The sequence below is a fragment of the Mycobacterium sp. genome (genome assembly GCF_035633495.1).
Taxonomy (GTDB): Bacteria; Actinomycetota; Actinomycetes; order Mycobacteriales; family Mycobacteriaceae; genus Mycobacterium.
This window is the reverse complement of sequence record NZ_DASQEU010000008.1, coordinates 1-20,043: the sequence shown is the minus strand read 5'-3', so window position 1 is coordinate 20,043 and position 20,043 is coordinate 1. Positions and strand designations below refer to the sequence as shown.

Genomic DNA, 20,043 nt, shown 5'->3' with positions numbered 1-20,043 from the left:
CGACCGGCGGCATGCTTCGCCATCGCGGGCCCGGGGTCGACCAACCTGCTCAACCGCCTGTACGACGCCCGTCTCGACGGCGCGCCGGTGCTGGCCATCTCCGGACAGGTGCCGTCGAATGTGCGGGGTAAGGGTGCATTTCAGGATCTCGACCTGACCACGGTGTTCGCCGACGTTGCCGTGTCGACCGTCACCGTGCAGGCCGACTCCGATCACGCGGAGCTGGCCGCCGAGGCCGTCAAACACGCCGTCGACGCCCGAGGAGTGGCACACCTCGTGCTGCCCGACGAGGTACAGGTCCAGCCGTCGTCGGCAGCTCCCGTGCTTCCGGATGCCCGAAGCCCTCACCGTCGCGGCTCCCCAGCGGTTGTCGCAGCGGCGGTGCTGCTGGGTGCGGCGCGCCGACCGGTGTTCGTCGTCGGCCAGGGTGCCCGGCGCGCCCGCGGCGCCTTGATCGACCTCGCGGAACGACTCGGCGCTCCGGTCCTCACCACGTTCCGGGCCAAGGGCCTGGTACCCGACGATCACCCGCTGGGCGCGGGTGTCCTCGGCCGGTCGGGCACACCAGTCGCATCATGGCTGATGAACGAATCGGATCTGCTCGTCGTCGTCGGCGCATCGTCTCCAACCACACCGGCATCGCCACCTACGAGCCGATCGTCCAAATCGACGACACACCAGGGATGATCGGCTGTGGCGCGCCGAGAAGCTGCGCCGGACCGCCGACGACCGCGGACGATGGATCGGATCGGCCAAGGTGTTCGCCGCACTCACGGAGCACTGCCCCGCCGACGCGGTGATCAGCGTCGACGTCGGCAACCACGCCTACTCGTTCGGCCGCTACTTCGAGAGCTCCGGGCAACCGGTGTTGATGAGCGGCTATCTCGGGTCCATCGGCTTCGGCTACCCCGCAGCCATCGGCGCCTGGGCAGCCGAGCCCACCCGAACGATCGTCGCGGTTACCGGCGACGGAGGCTTCGGGCAATACCTGGCCGAGGTGACGACCGCGGTGAAGTACGCAATCCCCATCAAGCACGTCCTGCTCGACAATGCCTCGTTGGGCAAGATCAGCAAGGAGCAGCTCGCCGGTCAACTTCCCGTGTGGCAGACCTCGCTGGTCAACCCGGACTTCGCCGAGTTCGCCCGCAGTTGTGGCGCGACCGGGATCTCGGCACGCACCACCGACGAGGTCGACGACGGCATGCGGGAGCTGTTCGCCGCCGACGGTCCGGTTCTGCTGCATCTGCACTGCGACCCCGAGCTGGTGTGACGTGTCAACCGATCTGGTGATCGTGCTGGCCGTCGCGGCGGCGATACCGCTGTTGCTCGGGTTACTACCGCGCGTGCCGGTACCCGGCGCGCTGGCGGAGATCGTGGCCGGTGTGCTGGTCGGCCCGTCGCTGCTCGGGTGGGTGCATCCCGACGGGATCATTCGGGCACTGTCCGTCCTCGGACTGTCGTTTCTGCTGTTTCTGGCAGGCTTCGAGGTCGACGTACGCCGATTCCGCGGTCGGATGGGGAGCAGGGTGCTGATCGCGTTGGGCGGTTCGATGGTGTTGGCCGCCGTCGCGGGACTGGCATTCGCCGCCACCGGGATGCGCGGCGGGATGTTGATCGCGATCGCCCTGCTGGCGACGTCGCTGGGGTTGGTCATCCCAGTGCTGGCCGACGCCGGCGCGCTGCACACAAGGGTGGGCACGATCGCCGTTGCCTGCGCATCAGCCGGTGAGATGGCCGCGGTGGTTGCGCTCTCGCTTGGCGTGGCCGGCTCGGACACCCCGCTTGCCGGCCGATTAGTGTTGCTAGGGCTTCTGGTCGTGCTGTTGGCAGTCGTCGGAGCGGTCGTCGTAGGCGCGGAGCACGTCGGGCGAGTTGCGGCGCTGGTCGACCGGCTCGCCGACACCAGCGCGCAAATCCGCATCCGGCTCACCGTCCTGCTCGTCGCGGGCGTCGCACTTGCCGCGGCCAGTCTGGGCTTCGAGGCGATCCTCGGCGCGTTCCTGGCCGGAGTGATGATGCGCACGCTCGATCCCGAGCCGGAGATTTCCCATCCGCACTACCCCGTGAAGTTGGAGGCAGTCGGCTTCGGCCTGCTGATCCCGGTGTTCTTCGTCACCAGCGGTGTGACGCTCGATGTCAGCGGCTTGGTGGACAATCCGTCGGCGCTTGCCGGGGTGCCGTTGCTGGTCGCCGCGCTGCTAGTCGTCCGCGGACTGCCCGTGCTGGCGTTCCGGGGTGACCTTTCCCGGTCGGAGCCCCTCGGGTGTCGTGCGTTGCAGGCGACCTCGCTGCCCTTCCTGCTGACCATCGCACCGATCGGCATCGATGGGCCTGCTCGAACGGGCCACCGCAGCCGCACTGGTGGCCGCGGGCCTCGTGTCGGTGCTGGTATTCCCCTCGCTCGCGCTGAAACTGCTGGCGTCGTCGGCGGATGCCGGTAAGCGACTCGGTGCTGATTCTGGCCCGGTCCAGCAGCCGCCTGAGGATGAAGTCAGCGCCGTCGCCAGTGACGGTGACTGTCGCTTCGTCTGAAGTGGTCCGTGGTGTGCACGTCGTAGGGGCCGTTCCAGCCCTGGTGAGTCTTCGGGTCGGCGCCGACGACGTGGTCGAACGCCAGCACGTGTCGATAATCCAGATCCTCGACTCACTCGGCGTAGGCGCGCACCGCACCAACGTCGCCACCCAGTTCCGTCTGAGGGAACACCACTCCAACCTGCATACCGCCGACCTCCCTGATGGCAAAACCCGACCAGCGCAACTACGAGCTGCAAGGGAGGCATTCCGATCGACACGAGGCTAGTCGGGTTCCCGCCATACGTCCGACGGCACCGGGTACGCGATCGCCCGGGCCACCGCGTGGGCGGTCTCGGCGTCAAGTTCGCGTTCGACCAGCCAGAGCGCCATGTCGATGCCGGCGGTCACCCCGCCTGATGTCACTACGTTTCCATCGTCGACAACGCGGTTCTTCCTCACAATCGCGCCGTACTGCGAAAGTTCCTCCAATGCAGCGTGATTGGACGTGGCGTTGCGATCGCGCAGAATCCCGGCCGCCCCGAGCAGAAGCGAGCCCGTGCACACGGAGGCGACCCAGCGAACCGAGGTCGATAGATCCGCGATGGCACGGGGCAACATACCGCGGCGAATCTCCCGAGAGACACCGGTGTCCGCTGCCTCTACCCAGCTGCCACCGGGCACGAGCACCGCGTCCGGCGTGCCTAGTTCCTCGGCGACGTGCACTTGCAACCCGTTCGCCGCGAAGACCGCGTTCGGACCGCCCATGCGGACCAGTGCCACCTCGAGGCCGGGACCGATCGCGGCGGCCCTAGCGAACACCTCCCAGGGCGCGACGACGTCCAGCGCGTCGAACCCGTCGAATACCAGAATCTCGATTCGCATGGGTTCAGCGTGCGGCATGCACCCTGGTCGATGTGGCCCTTCGAACTCCTGGAGCGAGATTCTCGCAAGATTCTGGTACCGCAGGAGGCGACGATGAAAGACTGGGTCGATGATCGACCGGCGCGAATTTCTGGTGCTCTCCGCGATCGGAGCAGCTGCGGGGATGTCCGCAGCATGCGCGTCACCGACGGTTGAGCAATCACCGCCGACCTCGGCCGGCGCAGATGGCAAGGTACTCGACGTCGCGCTGAACGCCAGCGCGACCGACATAGACCTCGGCGGGGTCAACGTGCAGACGTGGGCCTACGGCGGGCAGGTGCCGGCGAAGGAGATCCGGTTACGCAAGGGCGAGGAGTTGCGGGCTACCCTCACCAACGAGTTGCAGGGAGCCGACACCTCGGTGCACTGGCACGGCTTGGCGATTCCCAATCCCATGGACGGGGTACCGCCGCTGACGCAGCAGGCGACCCCGCCGGGGCAGATGTTCGACTACCGCTTCGTCGTGCCCGACGCCGGGACCTACTGGTTCCATTCGCACGTCGGCACGCAACTCGATCGCGGGCTGTATGGGCCGCTGATCATCGAGGATCCCGATGAGCGCGTTGATTACGACGACGAACTCGTGCTGGTGCTCGACGACTGGGTGGACGGCACCGGCAGGAACCCCGATCAGGTCTTCGAGCAACTTCGACGGACCGGGATGGCCCCGATGGGTCCGATGGGTCCAGGTGCGGGCGTCACGCCGACGTCGCCGATCGGCGAGGACGGCGGTGACGTCAACTATCCCTACTACCTGATCAACGGTCGCGTCACCACGGATCCGATGGTGAAGGATTACCGCGCCGGCCAACGGGTTCGGCTGCGAATCATCAACGCCGGGTCCGACACGGCCTTTCGGGTCGGCGTGCCGGGCACCCCGATGACGGTGACCCACACCGATGGCTTCCCGGTCGAGCCGAAGCAGACCGACTCCGTCATCCTCGGCATGGGCGAAAGGGTGGACGCAACAGTCACCGCCAACTCCTCGGCACCGATCGTCGCCGCCGCCGAGAAGAAGGACGGTTACGCGCAATTGAACTTGCGGGTGGACGGGACGGCGAGCAATGTGAACGTCGCCGAATTCCTCACCACGTTGCGCGGTGGCGTGACCCTTGACACTGCGACGCTCACGCCCGCCCCGGATGTCATCCTGCCGCAACGCAACCCGGACCAAACCGTCGAGTTGCGGCTGGGCGGTCCGATCCAGCCCTACACCTGGACGATCAACGGCGAGGTGTACGACCCGACCAAGGAGGGCATTGCGGTCAAGCCGGGGCAGCGAGTACAGATCCGCTACATCAACGATTCCAAGATGTTCCATCCCATGCACCTGCACGGGCACACGTTCCAGGTCATGCAGGCCGGACGCCCCGGCCCACGCAAGGACACCGTCCTCGTCCCGCCGCTGGCGGCGGTGGACACCGTCTTCGACACCGACAATCCCGGCAAGTGGATCGACCACTGCCACAACACCTATCACCTCGAGTCGGGCATGGCGGTCTACTTCGCCTACACCTAGCCACCCCGTCACTGGCGCGCGCCGGGGGCGCTTCCCCCATTCAGCGCGCAGACCGAACTGCATCCCATCCAGGAACCGCAACCTCCGGTGGTCGTTGGCGCAGGGTCCGCCACCTGGCCCGCCACCTGCTTAGGAGAGTGGCTGAGCCGCAACGGGTTTCGTGGTCACACTATTCTCGCGGCCAAGGCCGCGATCGTGTTCGAGCGCAGAACATGGCGTCGACCGCTAACGAAAGTGCTGCCGTCGCAGCATGCCTGAGGTCGCGTCCCGCGATCTGCGTGACGACACATTCGGCGCGCGCCCCAGTGCCCCCGCTGGCTGACGCGGGCAGAACTACTGCAAGTGTTGGATCATTCCCGGTCCGACCCCGAGTTGCGCGACGACCTCGCCTCACTAGCAGCTGACACCACGGACGATCTCGATCCGCTCCGATGATCGATGCTTTCGTGTCTGAGCTGCGGGCACGCAGCTTTGCAAGCGACGCATCACGACCCGTCACGCTGGTGCGGGCGGTGGGATTCGAACCCACACGCTCTTTCGAGCACCGGCACCTAAAGCCGGCATGTCTGCCGTTCCATCACGCCCGCAGGGTGGCAATCGTACCGCTTCAGTCGCGCCTCAATTTGTCGGAGACTCTCCTACGCTTGGAGATAACGCGGCGGCAAGGAGGCTCAGGGATGCGGTCTGCCGAGGAGTTGAAGGAGGTGCGGATGCTCATCGCGTCGGGCATGAACGACTGCGCCATTTCGCGACAAACGGGGATGCCACGTTCGGCGGTGCGACAGACTGGCGGCGCCGACCGCATGTCCTACCGAGAATCCCGACTGGCTCCTCGGCATGTGGAATCGATCACGGCTTCGCCGCGCTGCCCGCAGCCGGGTACTCCATACCTGCACGGCATGTACCTCGGAGACGGTTGCATCTCGCGGCTCGGCCGAATCTGGCGTCTGCGTGTCACGTGCGATACGCAATACCCCGCCATCATCGCCCGCTGCCGCGAAGCGATCGACGCGCTGATGCCCAGGCAACACGCGGCCGTTACGCAGCGTCCCGGCCGGGCCCAGACGTCTCGCAGTGTTCGAAGCACTGGCCCTGCCTCTTCCGCAGCACGGACCGGGCCGAAACACCATAGACGGATCGCGCTCGAGCCGTGGAAGCAGGCCCTCGTCGACCAGGCAGGAGAAGAGTTCGTCCTCGGCCTGATCCACAGCGACGGCTGCCGCGTCGTCGCGAATGACCGCGGCGTCAGGAGCATCCGGTACCACTTCTCGAACCGATCGGAGGACATCCTCGGCCTGTTCACCGCCGCTCTTGACCACTCGACATCCCCTGGACAAGGTCGACCAGGTACATCGTCTCCACCTACCGCAAGGCAGGTACGGCCCGCCCCGACACGTTCATCGGGGCGAAGACCGTCGCGGTACCGTGGACGAATGTCCACTACACGGCGTAGGAGACCAGCGCTGATCTTGCTGGTCACCGTCGCCGCCGCGGGCTGCCTGGGGTTGGCCTGGTGGCAGTGGGCACGCTACGAGTCGGCGTCGGGCTCCTTCCAGAATCTCGGCTACGCCCTGCAGTGGCCCATGTTCGCGGGCTTCTGCTTGTACGCCTACTACAAGTTCGTCCGCTACGAAGAGTCGCCGCCGGAGCCCGCGAAGCATGACGCGGTCACCGAGATCCCTGCGGGCCTGCTGCCCGAACGTCCTAAGGCGGCAACGCGACCCGACGACGACCCGACGCTGCGCGAGTACAACGCCTACCTGGCCGAGCTCGCCAGCGCCGACGGACCAGCCGACACCGACGACAGGACCACCACGTGAGCAGTCCCGATCCCGAAGCACCCAGCGACGCACCGGCAGCCAGTGACCCGGCGCCCCAGACCACCCCGCGGGAAGCGATCCGCAAAGCACTGAAGGGGTACCGCGTGATGGCGTGGGCGACGGGCATCTGGCTCATCGCGCTGTGCTACGAGATGGTCATGAAGTACGTCGTCAAGGTCGAAGATCCGCCGAGCTGGTACGACTGGATCGCCCCGATACACGGCTGGGTGTACTTCGTCTACCTGCTCTTCACCGCTAACCTGGCCGTGAAGGTGCGCTGGCCGATCGGCAAGACGATCGGCGTGCTGCTTGCCGGCACCATCCCACTGCTCGGCATCATCGTCGAGCACTTCCAGACCAAGAAGCTCAAGGCCACCTATCATCTTTAGCGCCCCTTAGAGCGCCGCTTCGGCGGGCGGGCGGGCGCCCCAGCACCGCGGGCTCGGGCGGGTCGAACGACTCGTTCTCCGGAAGCGGCTCCTCCCCGCGACCCTGGCCGAATTCGAACACGCTCTTCACCTTCGACAACACCGACGAGCCCGGCCGCGCGAAGCTGTCGTCGTACCAGTCGAACCACGGCATCCCAGATCGCGTGTAGTCCGCGGCCGTCGGAGGCAGTGTCGGGGGCTGCTCGCCGTTTATCGCGAACCATGCGGCGCTGTTGGCCAGGTGTACGGAAAGCCTTGACGCGCTGCCCAGTTCCCAGTCTTCATGCGGCTCGACGGGGGTCTCGATCGACTGTGTGATGGACCCGCCCGCACCTTCCGCAGGGAGCTGGCCAGTGCTAGCTCGGGCATCGGGCACGCGGGCAATGCGCAGGTGAGGCCGTCGTCATCCCGTACTGTGCCCGTCGCAGGGCGACGGCTTTGCGCAGCGCCTCCTCGCGTTCCTGGTACACCTCCGACTTCAACGGGATCACGACCAGCTGAATACCACCGTGTTCGACCTTGCCCGTGAGCTGCTCCTCGACGGTGTAGCCGAGGTGCAACGGCATGGCGACGAACTGACGCACCTTGCCCCTGTCGGTACAGAAGCCCTCGAGCCACGGTTGGGCCGGCACCTCGAAGTAGTCCTCGGCCTCGAAGTCCGGCTCCGACGTGAACGGGCCACCCCGTCACGGCGTTGATGCCGCCGCAGCCCACCTTCATCAGGAACGGGTACCGCGTCCACACGGAGAAGTCCAGCCAGCACGCCTCGGCCTGCCACATCGGCATCACCACGCCACCGCGGCGGCGCCACTAGTCGGACACGCGGTCGGCCGGCAGGTCCTCGACCGGATGCGGCGGGAACGATCCAAGCCCGGGCGGCAGACCATACTGTTTGCCGTCGTCGGGCACTCGCAACGTGCGCTGAAACGACACCTGCAGGCTCGCCGCGGGGTCGACGACGGGAAAATCGAAAACCATTGAATCGCTCGACAGGCTGATTGTCATCGTGAGCCTCCTCGTTGGCTACGAGTATGGGTCGACGGTCCGGTATGTGGCCGACGAGCTCGACCGAGGCTGCGCGAGTGTGCAATTTCATCCGCTCCACCCGGCGAGTCGCGCATGAAATTGCACAGTCGGAACTGCGGACGTGAAGATCAAACAAGCATCCGCAGCGCAGGCAATAACGTCGCCAATGCTCGACCGCGGTGCGACGCCGCGTCCTTTTCGTCCGAGGTCAACTCGGCCGCCGACAGCGCCGAATCGCACGGCACGAAGACCGGGTCGTACCCGAATCCGCCGGAGCCGCGCGGCTCCCGCGCAACGCTTCCCGCCCACTCCCCCCGAGCGACGATCTCCCCGACCGATGACACCAGCGCACACGCCGACACGAACGCCGCGCCGCGCCGCTCGTCGGGAACGTCACCCAGTTGACCAAGGAGCAGTTGAAGATTCGCCACGTCATCGCCCTGTGCGCCCGCCCACCGCGCTGAGAGCACGCCGGGCATTCCATTGAGGGCATCGACCGCGAGTCCGGAATCATCGGCGACCGCCGCCAAGCCGGTCGCACGGAAGGCGTCGCGCGCCTTGGCCAAGGCGTTCTCCTCGAACGTCGCGCCCGTCTCGGGGGCTTCGTCGAACGGAGCGACGTCGTCGAGGGACAGCAGGCGCAGCCCGGACACGCCTGCCCCGTCGAGCACGCGGCGCAGTTCGGCGAGCTTCTTGGGGTTGCGGCTGGCAACCAGGAGATCGGTCAGCTTCCGAACGCCTTCTTGGGCGGCGACGTCGGCTCCGGCAACTCCCCCGGGTACGGCAACTCGAGCGCTTCGCGCTGAACGACGAACAGCTGATCGCACGCGGCTAGGGCGGCGTCGAGCATCTTGTCGAGCGTCGACCGCGGGAACGTCGCGCCCTCCCCGGTGCCCTGGATCTCGACCAAGGTTCCGGTGTCGGTGGCGACGACGTTCATGTCGACCTCGGCGCGCGAATCCTCTTCGTAGGGCAGGTCCGTTCGCACGCGTCCGTCGACCACGCCGACGGACACCGCGGCGATCGCACACGACAGTGGTCGCGGATCCGACAACCGCCCCGCGGCGGACAGATAGGTCACCGCGTCCGCGAGCGCCACGTAGGCGCCGGTGATGGCCGCGGTGCGGGTACCACCATCGGCTTGGAGGACGTCGCAGTCGATGGCGATCGTGTTCTCACCCAGTGCGCCGAGATCGATGCACGCCCTCAGCGACCGTCCGACGAGACGGCTGATCTCCTGGGTGCGCCCGCCGACCTTGCCCCTGACCGATTCGCGGTCAGAACGGGTGTGGGTGGCGGCGGGCAACATCGCGTACTCGGCGGTCAGCCAGCCCTGGCCCGAGCCCTTGCGCCAGCGTGGCACGCCTTCGGTGACGCTGGCCGTACACATGACGCGGGTCTGACCGAACTCGACCAGCACGGATCCGGCCGGATGCTTGGTGAAGCCGCGGGTGATGACTACCGGTCGCAACTCGTCGTCGAGCCGTCCGTCTTCTCGTCTGGACACCCGCCAACCCTAACGGGTGGAGGCGACGACCTAGTGCGCCACGACCTCGAAGGTCTCGTTGCACACGACGGCGTGCACCGGCCCGTCGAACTCGGCCTTGGCCTCGCTGATGACGTCCTCGCGCGACGTCCACGGCGGGATGTGGGTCAGCAGCAGTTCGTGCACGCCGGCCTTGGCGGCGGCGCGGCCCGCCTCGGCACCCGAGAGATGCAGTCGGGGTGGCCGGTCCGGGGAATCCGTCCACGACGCCTCGCACAGAAACACGTCAGCGCCGCTAGCGAGTTCGATCAGCTGGGGGCAGTAGCCGGTGTCGCCGCTGTAGACGAGAGTCGCCCCTAAGGAATCGGTGAAGCGCATCCCGTAGGACTCCGTGGGGTGGCACACTAGGCGGGGCAACACGGTCAGCGCGCCGATCTGCACCGCTTCCTTGTCCACCCACTGGTGGATGTCGAAGATGTCGGAGAAGTCGTCGATCTCGCCGCCTTCGGGCGAGGACGCCGCCCCCAGCCGCGCCCAGGTGTCGGCCGGGCCGAACATCAATGCGCGGCCCTCAGGGGGCGACGGGTGGTAGCGGCGCCACACGAACAGCCCGGGTAGGTCCAGGCAGTGGTCGGCGTGAAGGTGCGAAAGTAGGACGTTCACGGTGCCCGGATCGGCGTACCGCTGAAGGGCGCCTAGCACGCCGCCGCCGAAGTCGACGGCAAGCGGAGGAGTGTCAGGAGCCGTTACCAGGTAGCCCGAAGCAGGCGAATCTGGCCCGGTGACGCTACCGGAACAGCCCAGTACGGTGATTCGCACGACCATTAGCTTGCCATGCCCGATGAGCGTGTGACGAAAACATCACCGCATTCCGCGGCGAGTTTCACGAACTGGTCATTAAGTGACTCATTACCTGGGACGACGCCTAGCGCGACGGAGCCTCGGGCACGGGCCGAATGTGGCGCACGCCTCAGTTCAGCAGAGCGGGACGAGCGCTCAGATCGACAGCTGCGGCGTGGTTCCGATCCTGCGCCTCGCCCGGACCTTGCGTTCGGGTCCGGACAGCAGGTACGCGGCGACGACGCCGGCGATGCCACCGCACAGATGCCCCTGCCAGGACACCCCGAACGTGCCGGGCAGCGCGCCCCACAGGACACCGCCGTACACGAAGAAGACGACGATCCCGACGACGATCTGCCACGCGTGGCGGGTGAAGAACCCGAACACGATCAGGAACGTCAGCCAGCCGAAGATCAGTCCGGAGGCTCCGATGTGGTTGGTCTCCACGCCATTCGGAGCGCCGAGGTTACCGATGAGCCAGGTACCCAGCCCCCCGAGGATCCACACGATCACGGTGGCGTAGATGAACCGGGACATCCCGGCCAGCGACACGAGGAAGCCGAGCACCAACGCCGGAATGGTGTTCGCGATCAGGTGCGCCCAGTTCGCGTGCAACAACGGCGCCCAGAGAACGCCCCACAGCCCGTCCACCTCGAGCGGCCGGATGCCGTCTTGCTCCAGTCGACTTCCCGACACCTGATCGACGGCCTCGATGACGTAGAGAAGTGCGACGAAGCTGACGATCGTGGCGCCGCCGATCATCCAGCCCGGCCGCTTCTTCTCGGCAGGTGTCGGCGCGAGACCTGCTCCGCTCATGCCCATAGCTGCCCTTCCAATGCATCCTCCGCATCATCGAGGCTACCGGCGTAAGCGCCGGTCGACAGATACTTCCATCCGGCGTCGCACACGATGAACGCGATGTCGGCGCGCTCGCCTGCCTTGCGCGCCTTTGCCGCCATGCCGAGCGCCGCGTGCAGGATCGCCCCGGTCGAGATGCCCGCGAAGATGCCCTCGACCTGAACCAGTTCGCGGGTGCGCCTGACGGAATCGAACGAACCGACCGAATAGCGCGTCGTCAGCACGTCGGGGTCGTACAGCTCGGGGACGAAGCCCTCGTCGATGTTGCGCAAGGCGTAGACACCTTCGCCGTAGCGCGGCTCGGCGGCGACGATCTGGACACCGGGTACGTGTTCGCGCAGATATCGCCCGGTGCCCATCAGCGTGCCGGTGGTGCCGAGGCCCGCGACGAAGTGGGTGATCTCCGGCAGGTCGGCGAGGATCTCCGGCCCGGTGCCCTCGTAGTGCGCGGCGGCGTTGGCGGGGTTGCCGTACTGGTAGAGCATCACCCACTCGGGATGCTCGTCGGCCAGCCGCTTGGCCATCGCCACTGCGGTGTTCGAACCACCCTCGGCGGGCGAGTAGATGATCTTCGCGCCGTACAACTCCAACAGCTGGCGCCGCTCGATCGAGGTGTTCTCCGGCATCACGCAGACCATGCGGTAGCCCTTGATCAGCGCGGCCATCGCCATCGAGATCCCGGTGTTGCCGCTCGTCGGCTCCATGATCGTCGACCCCGGTACCAGCAGCCCGTCACGCTCGGCCTGCTCGATCATCCGCAGAGCGGGCCGGTCCTTGATGGAGCCCGTCGGGTTACGGTCTTCGAGCTTGGCCCACAAGCGCACGTGCGGGGTGCCGGCGCCATCGACGGGGTCGTTCCATTGCGGCGAGAGCTTCTGCAACCCCACCAGCGGCGTGTTGCCCAGTGCGTCGAGCAGCGATTCGTAGCGCGCCAATCTCAGCCTCCCGCAACGGCGGGCAGGATCGTCACCGAGTCTCCGTCGGAGATCTCCGTCGCCAGTCCGCCCGAGAACCGCACGTCCTCGTCGTTGACGTAGACGTTGACGAAACGGTGCAGCTTGTCGCCGTCGACGATGCGCTCGGTGATGCCCGAGTAGTTCGCTTCGAGGTCGGTGATGACCGCCTGCAGTGTGTCGCCGGTGGCGCTCACGCGCTTCTCGCCTCCGGTGTGGGTGCGCAGAATGGTCGGGATCGAAACGGTCACGCTCATGGGCTGGCTCTCTTCTGGCTCTAGTACTGGTCGACGATGGTGACGGGTTCCTCGGTGACGACGCCATCGACGATGCGGTAGCTGCGCAGTTCGTGCTCTTCTGCGTCGCGCGTCGAGACGACGACGTAGTGCGCGTCCGGTTCGGACGCGTAGCTGATGTCGGTACGGCTGGGGTACGCCTCGGTCGCGGTGTGGGAGTGGTAGATGACCACCGGCACCTCGTCGGCGTCGTCCATCGCCCGCCACACCTTCAGCTGTTCGCCCGAGTCGAAGCGGTAGAACGTCGGCGACCGCTCGGCGTTGTCCATCGCGACGAAGCGCTCCGGTCGGTCAGATGCCTCGGGACCGGCGATCACTCCACATGCCTCGTCGGGGTGATCGGCCCGCGCATGGCCGACCATGGCCTCGACCAGGTCGCGTTGAATCGTCAGCACGTCAAGCCGGTCCCTTCCACGTTCGCTAACGCTCCGGGCAACATGCTTCGGTAGCTGGGTATTCCGGCCACCGTTTCGGCGGCCAGCGCCCCGACCATCACCGCGCGGGCCAGACAGTCGGCGGCGGCCGCCCCGACGGCCGTCGTCAACTTCGTCTCCGGGGACAACGCCGCCGGGGTGTCGGATGCCGGCGCGATCTCGACCGCACCGGTCGACAGCACGAAGACGGTGTCACCGTCCAGCGGGGTGTGCGCAGGCCGGATGGTGCGCGCCAAGCCGTCCTGAGCGGCGACGGCGACCCGCTTGCAGGCCGCCTTGCTGAGCGCCGCGTCGGTGGCGACGACGGCGATGGTGGTGTTCAGCGGCGACAACTCGGTGTCGCGTTCGGCGAAGGCCGCGACCTCATCGGCAGGCGGTGCGGTCAGTCCCAGCGCCGCGACGAGGTCGGCCATCCATGGCAACCCGGTCTGCGGATCGGCGACGTTGCCCGCGGAATTGACCGCCACGATGGCACCGACGGTCACGCCGATGTCGTCGAGGGTCACCGACGCCGTGCCGAGGCCGCCCTTCAGCACGCCCGCCCGCGCACCGACGCCGGCGCCGACGTTGCCGACCGCCACCTCGACGCCTGCCCCGTCGGCGGCGGCGAAGCCGAACTCCGCCGTCGGCCGGCATTGCCAGCCGCCGACCGGCAGGTCGAAGATCACCGCGGCGGGCACGATCGGGACCAGCCCGCCGTCCATCACCACGCCGCGGTCGTGCTGCTCGAGCCATTGCATGACACCGTCGGCGGCGGCGAGTCCGTATGCGCTGCCACCCGTCAACACCACGGCGTCGACGTAACGCACGCTATTGGCCGGGTCGAGGAGATCGGTCTCCCTGGTGCCTGGCGCGCCGCCGCGCACGTCGACGGCACCGGTGGTGCCCGGCGGGGTCAGGACGACGGTGGTGCCGCAAGCCCAGCCCGTGCCCAACGTCGCGTGGGGGTCTAGCCGATGATGGTTGCCGACGAGGATGCCCGACACGTCGGTGATCGAGCCCGTCACGTCCGCGTCTCCCCGCGATTTCGGCGCGATTTCGTTCGCTCAGCGACTGTTTGCGCGCCGAAATCGCGCACTGGTGCGGTGATCACCTCTTGCCCATCAGCCCGAGCACCAGGTACTCCTGCAGCACGGTCAGCCACTGATACACGTCGAGGTGCCCAGCCATCGGATGCTCGGCGGGCAGATGGTCGGGCCCGTCCGGGCCGATCTCGAGCATCGTGCCCAGCGCCAGCCGGATGTCGTTGACGCACGCGGCCCAACACCGCGCGTCGTCCTCGGTGATCTCGAACCTTCCACCAGCCGGTGGCAGCGTGGCCAACAGTCGTTGGCCTGCATGTCGTTTCGCGTCGATGATCTCGGGCTCGTGCAAGCTGCGGAGTGCACTGTTGAGACTCTCGCCGGTATGTGAACCGGCAGGATGGTCGTGCTGCGGCCGAAAGAAGTCGGGCAGCAAGCGCAACATCGTGTCATCGTCCGGCGGTTGCGAATGCCCGGTCCGCATCCCGGTAAGCTCTTCGAGTTCGTCTGTGGGCGAAGAGTTCTCGCGGTCGACCAGCATGTCCATCAGCGAGTTGACCAAGCTCTGCAGCAACGTCGCCTCGTGCGCTGCGAGGGACGACCGAAAGCGTGCACCCTCAGCGGTTTCCACACGCTTCCACTTGCGCACGCCATGTACTCCCGAGGCTCAGCGATCCTGCTGCATCGTGGCCCAGAGGCCCGCTGCATGCAGTTTGGTCACGTCGACTTCCATGGACTCCCGACTGCCCGCCGAGACCACGGCCTTGCCCTCCTCGTGCACCTGGAGCATCAGCTTGTTGGCGTGCTGCTCGCTGTAGCCGAAGAGCTTCTGGAACACGTAGGTCACGTACGACATCAGGTTCACCGGATCGTCCCAGACCAGGGTCACCCAAGGACTGTCGGTGGCCTCGACGGTCTCCACATCAGTTTCCTCGCGAGTCCCTGGCTGGGTTCGCGCTGGCGTCACCATGTCGCCAAGGATAGACACCGGCCTCGCCGACGGTCCGAACGGCTACGGTTGGCGTGTGACAGTGGCTCTGCTCACCGACAAGTACGAGCTGACGATGCTCGCGGCAGCACTCCCTGATGGCACCGCCCACAAGCGGACCACGTTCGAGGTATTCGCGCGCCGACTTCCCGACGGGCGGCGCTACGGCATCGTCGCAGGCACCGGCCGGTTCCTGGATGCCTTGCCGCAGTTCAGATTCGACGACGCCGATCTCGCGCTGCTCGCAGACTTCCTGGACGCCGAAACCATGGCGTACCTGGCCGATTACCGTTTCACCGGCGACGTCGACGGCTACGCCGAAGGCGAGCTGTACTTTCCCGGCTCCCCCGTGCTGTCGGTGCACGGCACGTTCGCCGAATGCGTGCTGTTGGAGACCTTGGCGCTGTCCATCTTCAACCACGACTGTGCGATCGCCTCGGCCGCGGCTCGCATGGTCAGCGCGGCCGAGGGGCGGCCCCTGATCGAGATGGGCTCGCGGCGCACCCACGAGTTGTCGGCCGTCGCCGCCGCCCGCGCCGCCTACATCGCCGGCTTCACGGGTTCGTCGAACCTCGAGGCACAGCGGCGGTACGGCGTCCCCGCGCTGGGGACCAGTGCCCACGCGTTCACGCTGCTGCACACCTCCCCCGACGGGCCCGACGAACAGGCGGCGTTCCGGGCGCAGGTCGACGCCCTCGGCGTCGGGACCACGCTGCTCGTCGACACCTACGACATCACCACCGGCGTGGCCAACGCCGTCGCCGTCGCGGGCCCCGAATTGGGCGCCGTGCGCATCGACTCCGGCGACCTGGGCGTGCTCGCCCGGCAGGTCCGCGATCAGCTCGACGAGTTGGGAGCATCGAACACGCGCATCGTCGTCACCAGCGACCTCGACGAATTCGCGATCGCGGCTCTACGCGCCGAGCCCGTCGACTCCTACGGGGTCGGCACGTCCCTCGTGACGGGGTCGGGCGCGCCGACGGCGGGCATGGTCTACAAACTCGTCGAGGTCGACGGCGTTCCGGTCGCGAAGCGCAGCAGCCACAAGGAGTCTCACGGCGGCCGCAAGCAGGCCCACCGGCTGGCCAAGTCGACCGGCACCGTCGTCGAGGAGATCGTGCACCTGGCGGACCGACCACCTGCGGCGACCCCGGGACTGGTCGCCACCACACTGGCCCGCCCGCTGGTGCGTGCCGGCGAGACGGTCGCCGACGTCGATCTGGCGTCGGCCCGCGATCGTGTCGCGGCAGGCCTGCACAGCCTGCCGTGGGACGGGTTGAAGCTCTCCCGCGGCGAGCCCGCGATTCCCACCCGCATGGTCGACGCCACGCGCCAGGCCTGAGGAGGAGACACGGGCGGCGTCAGAGAGCTGCTGGACAAGGCCGTTGCCGCACTCGGCGGTACGGAACGCAGCGGCCAGATCGAGATGGCTGAGGCAGTCGATCATGCCTTCGAGACCGGCGAGCACCTCGCCGTCCAGGCAGGCACCGGGACCGGGAAGTCGCTGGCCTATCTGGTGCCTGCCATCAAGCGAGCCATGGAACGGGCCGAACCGGTGGTGATCTCGACGGCGACCATCGCGCTGCAACGTCAGTTGTTCGACCGCGACCTTCCGCGGCTGGCCGACGCCCTGACCGGCGAAGTGCCGCGCCGTCCCGAGTTCGCGCTCCTCAAGGGTCGCGCAAACTATCTGTGTCTGAACAAGATTCACAACGGTGCAGCCGAGTCCACCCAGGACGTGCCCCAGGATGAGCTGTTCGACGCCGTGGCGACGACGGCGTTGGGGCGCGACGTGAAGCGCCTCACCGAGTGGGCGTCGGACACTGAGACCGGCGATCGCGACGAGGTGGTGCCCGGTGTCGCCGACCGGTCTTGGAGCCAGGTCAGCGTGTCCGCCAGGGAGTGTCTCGGGGCGGCGCGCTGCCCCTTCGGCACCGACTGCTTCGCCGAGAAGGCGCGCGGCCGCGCAGGCACTGCCGACGTCGTCGTCACCAACCACGCGTTGTTGGCCATCGACGCGATCTCCGACGTCAACGTGCTGCCCGAGCACGAACTCCTCGTCGTCGACGAAGCCCACGAACTCGTCGACCGGGTGACGAGCGTGGCCACCGGCGAGCTGTCGGCGACCATGCTCGGCGTCGCTCTCCGCCGAGCGTCCCGGCTCGTCGATCCCGAACTCGCCCAACGGTTCGAAGCGGCGACCGCCACGTTTTCGTCGGCCATGTACGACGCGGAGCCGGGACGAAAGGACGTCCTCGACGAGGAGATGTCCACCTACCTCACCGTATTGCGGGACTCGGCCGAGAAGGTCCGCTCGGCCATCGACACCGCTCCCAGCGATCCAAGGGCCGCGGCGGCCCGCAACGAGGCGGTGACGGCCTTGAACGACGTGAGCGACACCGCGTCGCGCATCTTGTCGTCGTACGGCCCGGCGATCCCCGACCGCAGCGACGTGGTGTGGTTGGACCACGAGGAGACTAGAGGCAACAAACGTGCAATCTTGCGGGTCGCGCCTCTGTCGGTCGCGAACCTGCTGCGCAACAGGCTGTTCGACCAGGGAACGGTGATCCTCACCTCCGCGACCCTCACGATCGGCGGAAACTTCGACGCGATGGCACGGGCCTGGGGGCTCACGTCAACCGGCGACGAGGCGGCCGGGTGGAAGGGCATCGACGTCGGATCACCCTTCGCGCACGCCAAGTCGGGCATCCTCTACGTCGCAGCCCACCTGCCGCCGCCGGGACGCGACGGCACCGGGTCGGCCGAACAGCTCGACGAGATCGAGTGCCTCATCACCGCAGCCGGTGGCCGGACGCTGGGGCTGTTCTCGTCGATGCGCGCCGCGAAGGCAACGGCCGAGGCGATGCGCGGCCGCCTCGACACACCGGTCCTCTGCCAGGGCGAGGACACCACGTCGGCGTTGGTCCGTCGATTCGCCGAGGACGACGAGACGACACTCTTCGGCACGCTGTCGCTGTGGCAGGGCGTCGACGTGCCAGGACCGTCGCTGAGTCTGGTGCTGATCGACCGCATCCCATTTCCCCGCCCCGACGATCCGCTCGTCACGGCTCGGCAGCGCGCGGTGGCCGCACAGGGTGGCAACGGGTTCATGGCCGTGGCGGCCAGCCACGCTGCGCTGCTCCTCGCCCAGGGCGCCGGACGACTGCTGCGCCACGTCGACGACCGGGGCGTCGTCGCCGTCCTCGACTCACGGATGGCCACTGCGCGCTACGCCGGCTTCCTGCGAGCCTCGCTGCCGCCGTTCTGGGCGACCACCGACTCCAGCCAGGTCCGGCGAGCGCTGGAGCGCCTGCGGGCGGACTGAGTCGCAGGTCGGAGCCCCCGCGGCACGAAAGTTGGGATTGGGGTGCTCCGCATTCACTATCCTGGCCTTGAACTTCACGTGCGTGCCGTCCCGGCCGCCGGGCGAACCGAAAGGGCGGCGTCGATGAAGCGACGGCACCTCGTGGGCAGCGTAATAGGACTCGCCGTCCCCATGCTCCTTCTCACGTCGTGCGCGACGACGCTGCAGGGCACCCCGGTTTCGGTGTTCGCGGACCCCTTCAGCGTGGCTGGCATGCCCGCCGTCAACGGTCCCACAGGGCTGCGCGATGACGCCGAAAGCCCGTCGCGCGACGTCGAGAACACCGACGGCGGTCAGATCGACGAGCTCGCGGCCAGCGCGGTGAGCGACATCGAGGAGTTCTGGGCAGCGCACTACGGCGAGACGTTCAACGGTGAATTCACCCCGGTGAAGGAGCTCATCTCCTGGGACTCCACCGATTACGACGACGTCGACTTCTGCGGCGACAGCGTCCTCGGACTCGTCAACGCGGGCTACTGCTTCGACGACAACACCATCGGATGGGATCGCGGCGAACTGCTGCCGCAGCTGCGCGACGCCAACGGCGACATGGCGGTCACCATGGTGCTGGCCCACGAATACGGGCACTCCGTTCAGCACCAGTCGGAGATGGTGACCGAGCAGACGCCGACCATCGTCGGTGAGCAACAGGCCGACTGCCTGGCGGGCGTTTACATGCGCTGGGTCGCCGAGGGCAATTCCCCTCGGTTCACGCTCAGCACCGCCGACGGTCTGAACAACCTGCTCGCGGCGGTGATCGCGTTCCGCGACCCACTGCTCAACGAGAGCGACCTCGAGGTCGGTGAGGACGAGCACGGTTCGGCGTTCGAGCGGGTGTCGGCATTCCAGTTCGGGTTCACCGACGGCGCGGCGTCGTGCGCGGCGATCGACCTCGAAGAGATCAAACAGCGCCGGGGCGATCTGCCGCTGCTGCTGCCCGACGACCAGACGGGCGAGCTGCTGGTCACCGAACAGTCGGTGCAGTCCATCGTCGACGCGATGAACGTCGTCTTCACGCCCGCCAACCCGCCGCAGCTCAGCTTCGCCGAGGTCGACTGCCCCGACGCCCGCTCGGGCGGTCCGGCGTCGTACTGCCCGGCGACCAACACCATCACGGTCGACCTGTCTGCGCTCCAGGAACTCGGCGCTCAGAGCGCCGATGTCAACGGCGTCGTCACGGGCGACAACACGGCCTACTCCGTGGTGGTGTCACGATTCATGCAGTCGATCCAGAACGAACACGGCGGAGTCGCACTCGACAACGCCGAGGCCGCATTGCGCACCGCATGCCTGACTGGTGTCGCGACGGTCAAGATGACCAAGAACATCACCACCCCGGGCGGTGACACCATCGCGCTCACGGCCGGCGATGTCGACGAGGCGGTGTCGGGCATCCTCGTCAACGGCCTGGTCGCCAGCGACGTCAACGGGGATTCGGTGCCGTCGGGCTTCTCGCGCATCGATGCGTTCCGGGTGGGCGTACTCGGCGACCAGGACCGCTGCTTCAAGCGCTTCGACTGACCCTCCCTGCCCCCTTGCGATTTCGGCGCGCGAAGGTTCGCTGAGCGACAGTT

At 67.4% G+C, this 20,043-nt stretch carries 22 protein-coding genes, 1 tRNA gene and 1 pseudogene; 9 read left to right on the top strand and 15 right to left on the bottom strand.

What is annotated here, in order from left to right:
- From VET27_RS01230 to VET27_RS01220, 3 genes are all read left to right on the top strand, one after another.
- On the top strand, nt 1-687 hold a 687-nt coding region (locus VET27_RS01230), incomplete at its 5' end, for a thiamine pyrophosphate-binding protein (RefSeq protein WP_526514561.1).
- 70 nt (nt 688-757) lie between these two features.
- Nucleotides 758-1,270, top strand: coding sequence for a thiamine pyrophosphate-dependent enzyme (locus tag VET27_RS01225; RefSeq protein ID WP_526514560.1), 513 nt, complete (start codon nt 758-760; stop codon nt 1,268-1,270).
- Between the two features lies 1 nt (nt 1,271).
- Nucleotides 1,272-2,441 (top strand): cation:proton antiporter, encoded by a 1,170-nt coding sequence (locus VET27_RS01220; protein WP_526514559.1) that lies wholly within the window; start codon nt 1,272-1,274, stop codon nt 2,439-2,441.
- Between the two features lie 92 nt (nt 2,442-2,533).
- Here the strand turns inward: VET27_RS01220 and VET27_RS01215 are convergent.
- Together VET27_RS01215 and VET27_RS01210 are read right to left on the bottom strand one after the other, a co-directional pair.
- Nucleotides 2,534-2,719: pseudogene (locus tag VET27_RS01215) on the bottom strand (LLM class F420-dependent oxidoreductase); the annotation flags it as partial.
- 77 nt (nt 2,720-2,796) lie between these two features.
- Nucleotides 2,797-3,396: a DJ-1/PfpI family protein gene (locus tag VET27_RS01210; protein ID WP_526514558.1), complete on the bottom strand. Its 600-nt coding sequence runs from the start codon at nt 3,394-3,396 to the stop codon at nt 2,797-2,799.
- Between the two features lie 109 nt (nt 3,397-3,505).
- Here VET27_RS01210 and VET27_RS01205 point away from each other — a divergent pair, with 109 nt between their 5' ends.
- Complete coding sequence (locus VET27_RS01205; RefSeq protein WP_526514557.1) at nt 3,506-4,954, top strand: multicopper oxidase family protein; 1,449 nt, start codon at nt 3,506-3,508, stop codon at nt 4,952-4,954.
- Between the two features lie 501 nt (nt 4,955-5,455).
- Here the strand turns inward: VET27_RS01205 and VET27_RS01200 are convergent.
- Nucleotides 5,456-5,541: transfer RNA gene (locus VET27_RS01200), tRNA-Leu, on the bottom strand.
- An 846-nt stretch (nt 5,542-6,387) separates the two neighbouring features.
- Between VET27_RS01200 and VET27_RS01195 the strand changes: the two genes are divergently transcribed.
- Both VET27_RS01195 and VET27_RS01190 read left to right on the top strand, forming a co-directional pair.
- Nucleotides 6,388-6,774 carry a hypothetical protein gene (locus VET27_RS01195; RefSeq protein WP_526514556.1) on the top strand — a complete coding sequence of 129 codons (387 nt, stop codon included), beginning with the start codon at nt 6,388-6,390 and terminating at the stop codon, nt 6,772-6,774.
- 77 nt (nt 6,775-6,851) lie between these two features.
- Nucleotides 6,852-7,163 (top strand): DUF3817 domain-containing protein, encoded by a 312-nt coding sequence (locus tag VET27_RS01190; protein WP_526514563.1) that lies wholly within the window; start codon nt 6,852-6,854, stop codon nt 7,161-7,163.
- Between the two features lie 395 nt (nt 7,164-7,558).
- Here VET27_RS01190 and VET27_RS01185 read toward each other — a convergent pair whose 3' ends face one another.
- The 12 genes from VET27_RS01185 to clpS all read right to left on the bottom strand — a co-directional run bounded on the left by VET27_RS01185 (nt 7,559) and on the right by clpS (nt 15,087).
- On the bottom strand, nt 7,559-7,834 hold the full coding sequence (locus VET27_RS01185) for a hypothetical protein (protein ID WP_526514555.1): 276 nt from the start codon (nt 7,832-7,834) through the stop codon (nt 7,559-7,561).
- A 178-nt stretch (nt 7,835-8,012) separates the two neighbouring features.
- Nucleotides 8,013-8,207 carry a hypothetical protein gene (locus tag VET27_RS01180; RefSeq protein ID WP_526514554.1) on the bottom strand — a complete coding sequence of 65 codons (195 nt, stop codon included), beginning with the start codon at nt 8,205-8,207 and terminating at the stop codon, nt 8,013-8,015.
- A 149-nt stretch (nt 8,208-8,356) separates the two neighbouring features.
- Nucleotides 8,357-8,956 (bottom strand): RdgB/HAM1 family non-canonical purine NTP pyrophosphatase, encoded by a 600-nt coding sequence (gene rdgB / locus VET27_RS01175; protein ID WP_526514562.1) that lies wholly within the window; start codon nt 8,954-8,956, stop codon nt 8,357-8,359.
- Complete coding sequence (gene rph, locus VET27_RS01170) at nt 8,953-9,735, bottom strand: ribonuclease PH (protein WP_526514553.1); 783 nt, start codon at nt 9,733-9,735, stop codon at nt 8,953-8,955. The genes rdgB and rph overlap by 4 nt, the downstream gene beginning before the upstream one ends.
- A gap of 30 nt (nt 9,736-9,765) precedes the next feature.
- Nucleotides 9,766-10,539 (bottom strand): cyclic nucleotide-degrading phosphodiesterase, encoded by a 774-nt coding sequence (locus tag VET27_RS01165; protein WP_526514552.1) that lies wholly within the window; start codon nt 10,537-10,539, stop codon nt 9,766-9,768.
- A 171-nt stretch (nt 10,540-10,710) separates the two neighbouring features.
- On the bottom strand, nt 10,711-11,376 hold the full coding sequence (locus tag VET27_RS01160) for a rhomboid family intramembrane serine protease (protein ID WP_526514551.1): 666 nt from the start codon (nt 11,374-11,376) through the stop codon (nt 10,711-10,713).
- Nucleotides 11,367-12,347, bottom strand: a complete 981-nt coding sequence (locus VET27_RS01155) for a PLP-dependent cysteine synthase family protein (protein ID WP_526514550.1) — start codon at nt 12,345-12,347, stop codon at nt 11,367-11,369. Before VET27_RS01155 ends, VET27_RS01160 begins: the two co-directional genes overlap by 10 nt.
- A 2-nt stretch (nt 12,348-12,349) precedes the next feature.
- Nucleotides 12,350-12,622: a MoaD/ThiS family protein gene (locus tag VET27_RS01150; protein ID WP_526514549.1), complete on the bottom strand. Its 273-nt coding sequence runs from the start codon at nt 12,620-12,622 to the stop codon at nt 12,350-12,352.
- A 20-nt stretch (nt 12,623-12,642) separates the two neighbouring features.
- On the bottom strand, nt 12,643-13,056 hold the full coding sequence (locus tag VET27_RS01145) for a M67 family metallopeptidase (protein ID WP_526514548.1): 414 nt from the start codon (nt 13,054-13,056) through the stop codon (nt 12,643-12,645).
- Nucleotides 13,050-14,102, bottom strand: coding sequence for a P1 family peptidase (locus tag VET27_RS01140; protein ID WP_526514547.1), 1,053 nt, complete (start codon nt 14,100-14,102; stop codon nt 13,050-13,052). Before VET27_RS01140 ends, VET27_RS01145 begins: the two co-directional genes overlap by 7 nt.
- Nucleotides 14,103-14,184: 82 nt before the next feature.
- Complete coding sequence (gene aosR, locus VET27_RS01135) at nt 14,185-14,766, bottom strand: oxidative stress transcriptional regulator AosR (protein ID WP_526514546.1); 582 nt, start codon at nt 14,764-14,766, stop codon at nt 14,185-14,187.
- An 18-nt stretch (nt 14,767-14,784) separates the two neighbouring features.
- Complete coding sequence (gene clpS, locus VET27_RS01130) at nt 14,785-15,087, bottom strand: ATP-dependent Clp protease adapter ClpS (RefSeq protein WP_526514545.1); 303 nt, start codon at nt 15,085-15,087, stop codon at nt 14,785-14,787.
- Here clpS and VET27_RS01125 point away from each other — a divergent pair.
- The 3 genes from VET27_RS01125 to VET27_RS01115 all read left to right on the top strand — a co-directional run bounded on the left by VET27_RS01125 (nt 15,086) and on the right by VET27_RS01115 (nt 19,990).
- The gene (locus tag VET27_RS01125; RefSeq protein ID WP_526514544.1) at nt 15,086-16,447 is read left to right on the top strand and encodes a nicotinate phosphoribosyltransferase; all 1,362 of its coding nucleotides are present in this window, start codon (nt 15,086-15,088) and stop codon (nt 16,445-16,447) included. The genes clpS and VET27_RS01125 overlap by 2 nt on opposite strands.
- Nucleotides 16,448-16,531: 84 nt before the next feature.
- On the top strand, nt 16,532-18,430 hold the full coding sequence (locus VET27_RS01120; RefSeq protein WP_526514543.1) for an ATP-dependent DNA helicase: 1,899 nt from the start codon (nt 16,532-16,534) through the stop codon (nt 18,428-18,430).
- Nucleotides 18,431-18,553: 123 nt separating this feature from the next.
- Nucleotides 18,554-19,990: a neutral zinc metallopeptidase gene (locus VET27_RS01115; protein WP_526514542.1), complete on the top strand. Its 1,437-nt coding sequence runs from the start codon at nt 18,554-18,556 to the stop codon at nt 19,988-19,990.
- Nucleotides 19,991-20,043: the final 53 nt, after the last annotated feature.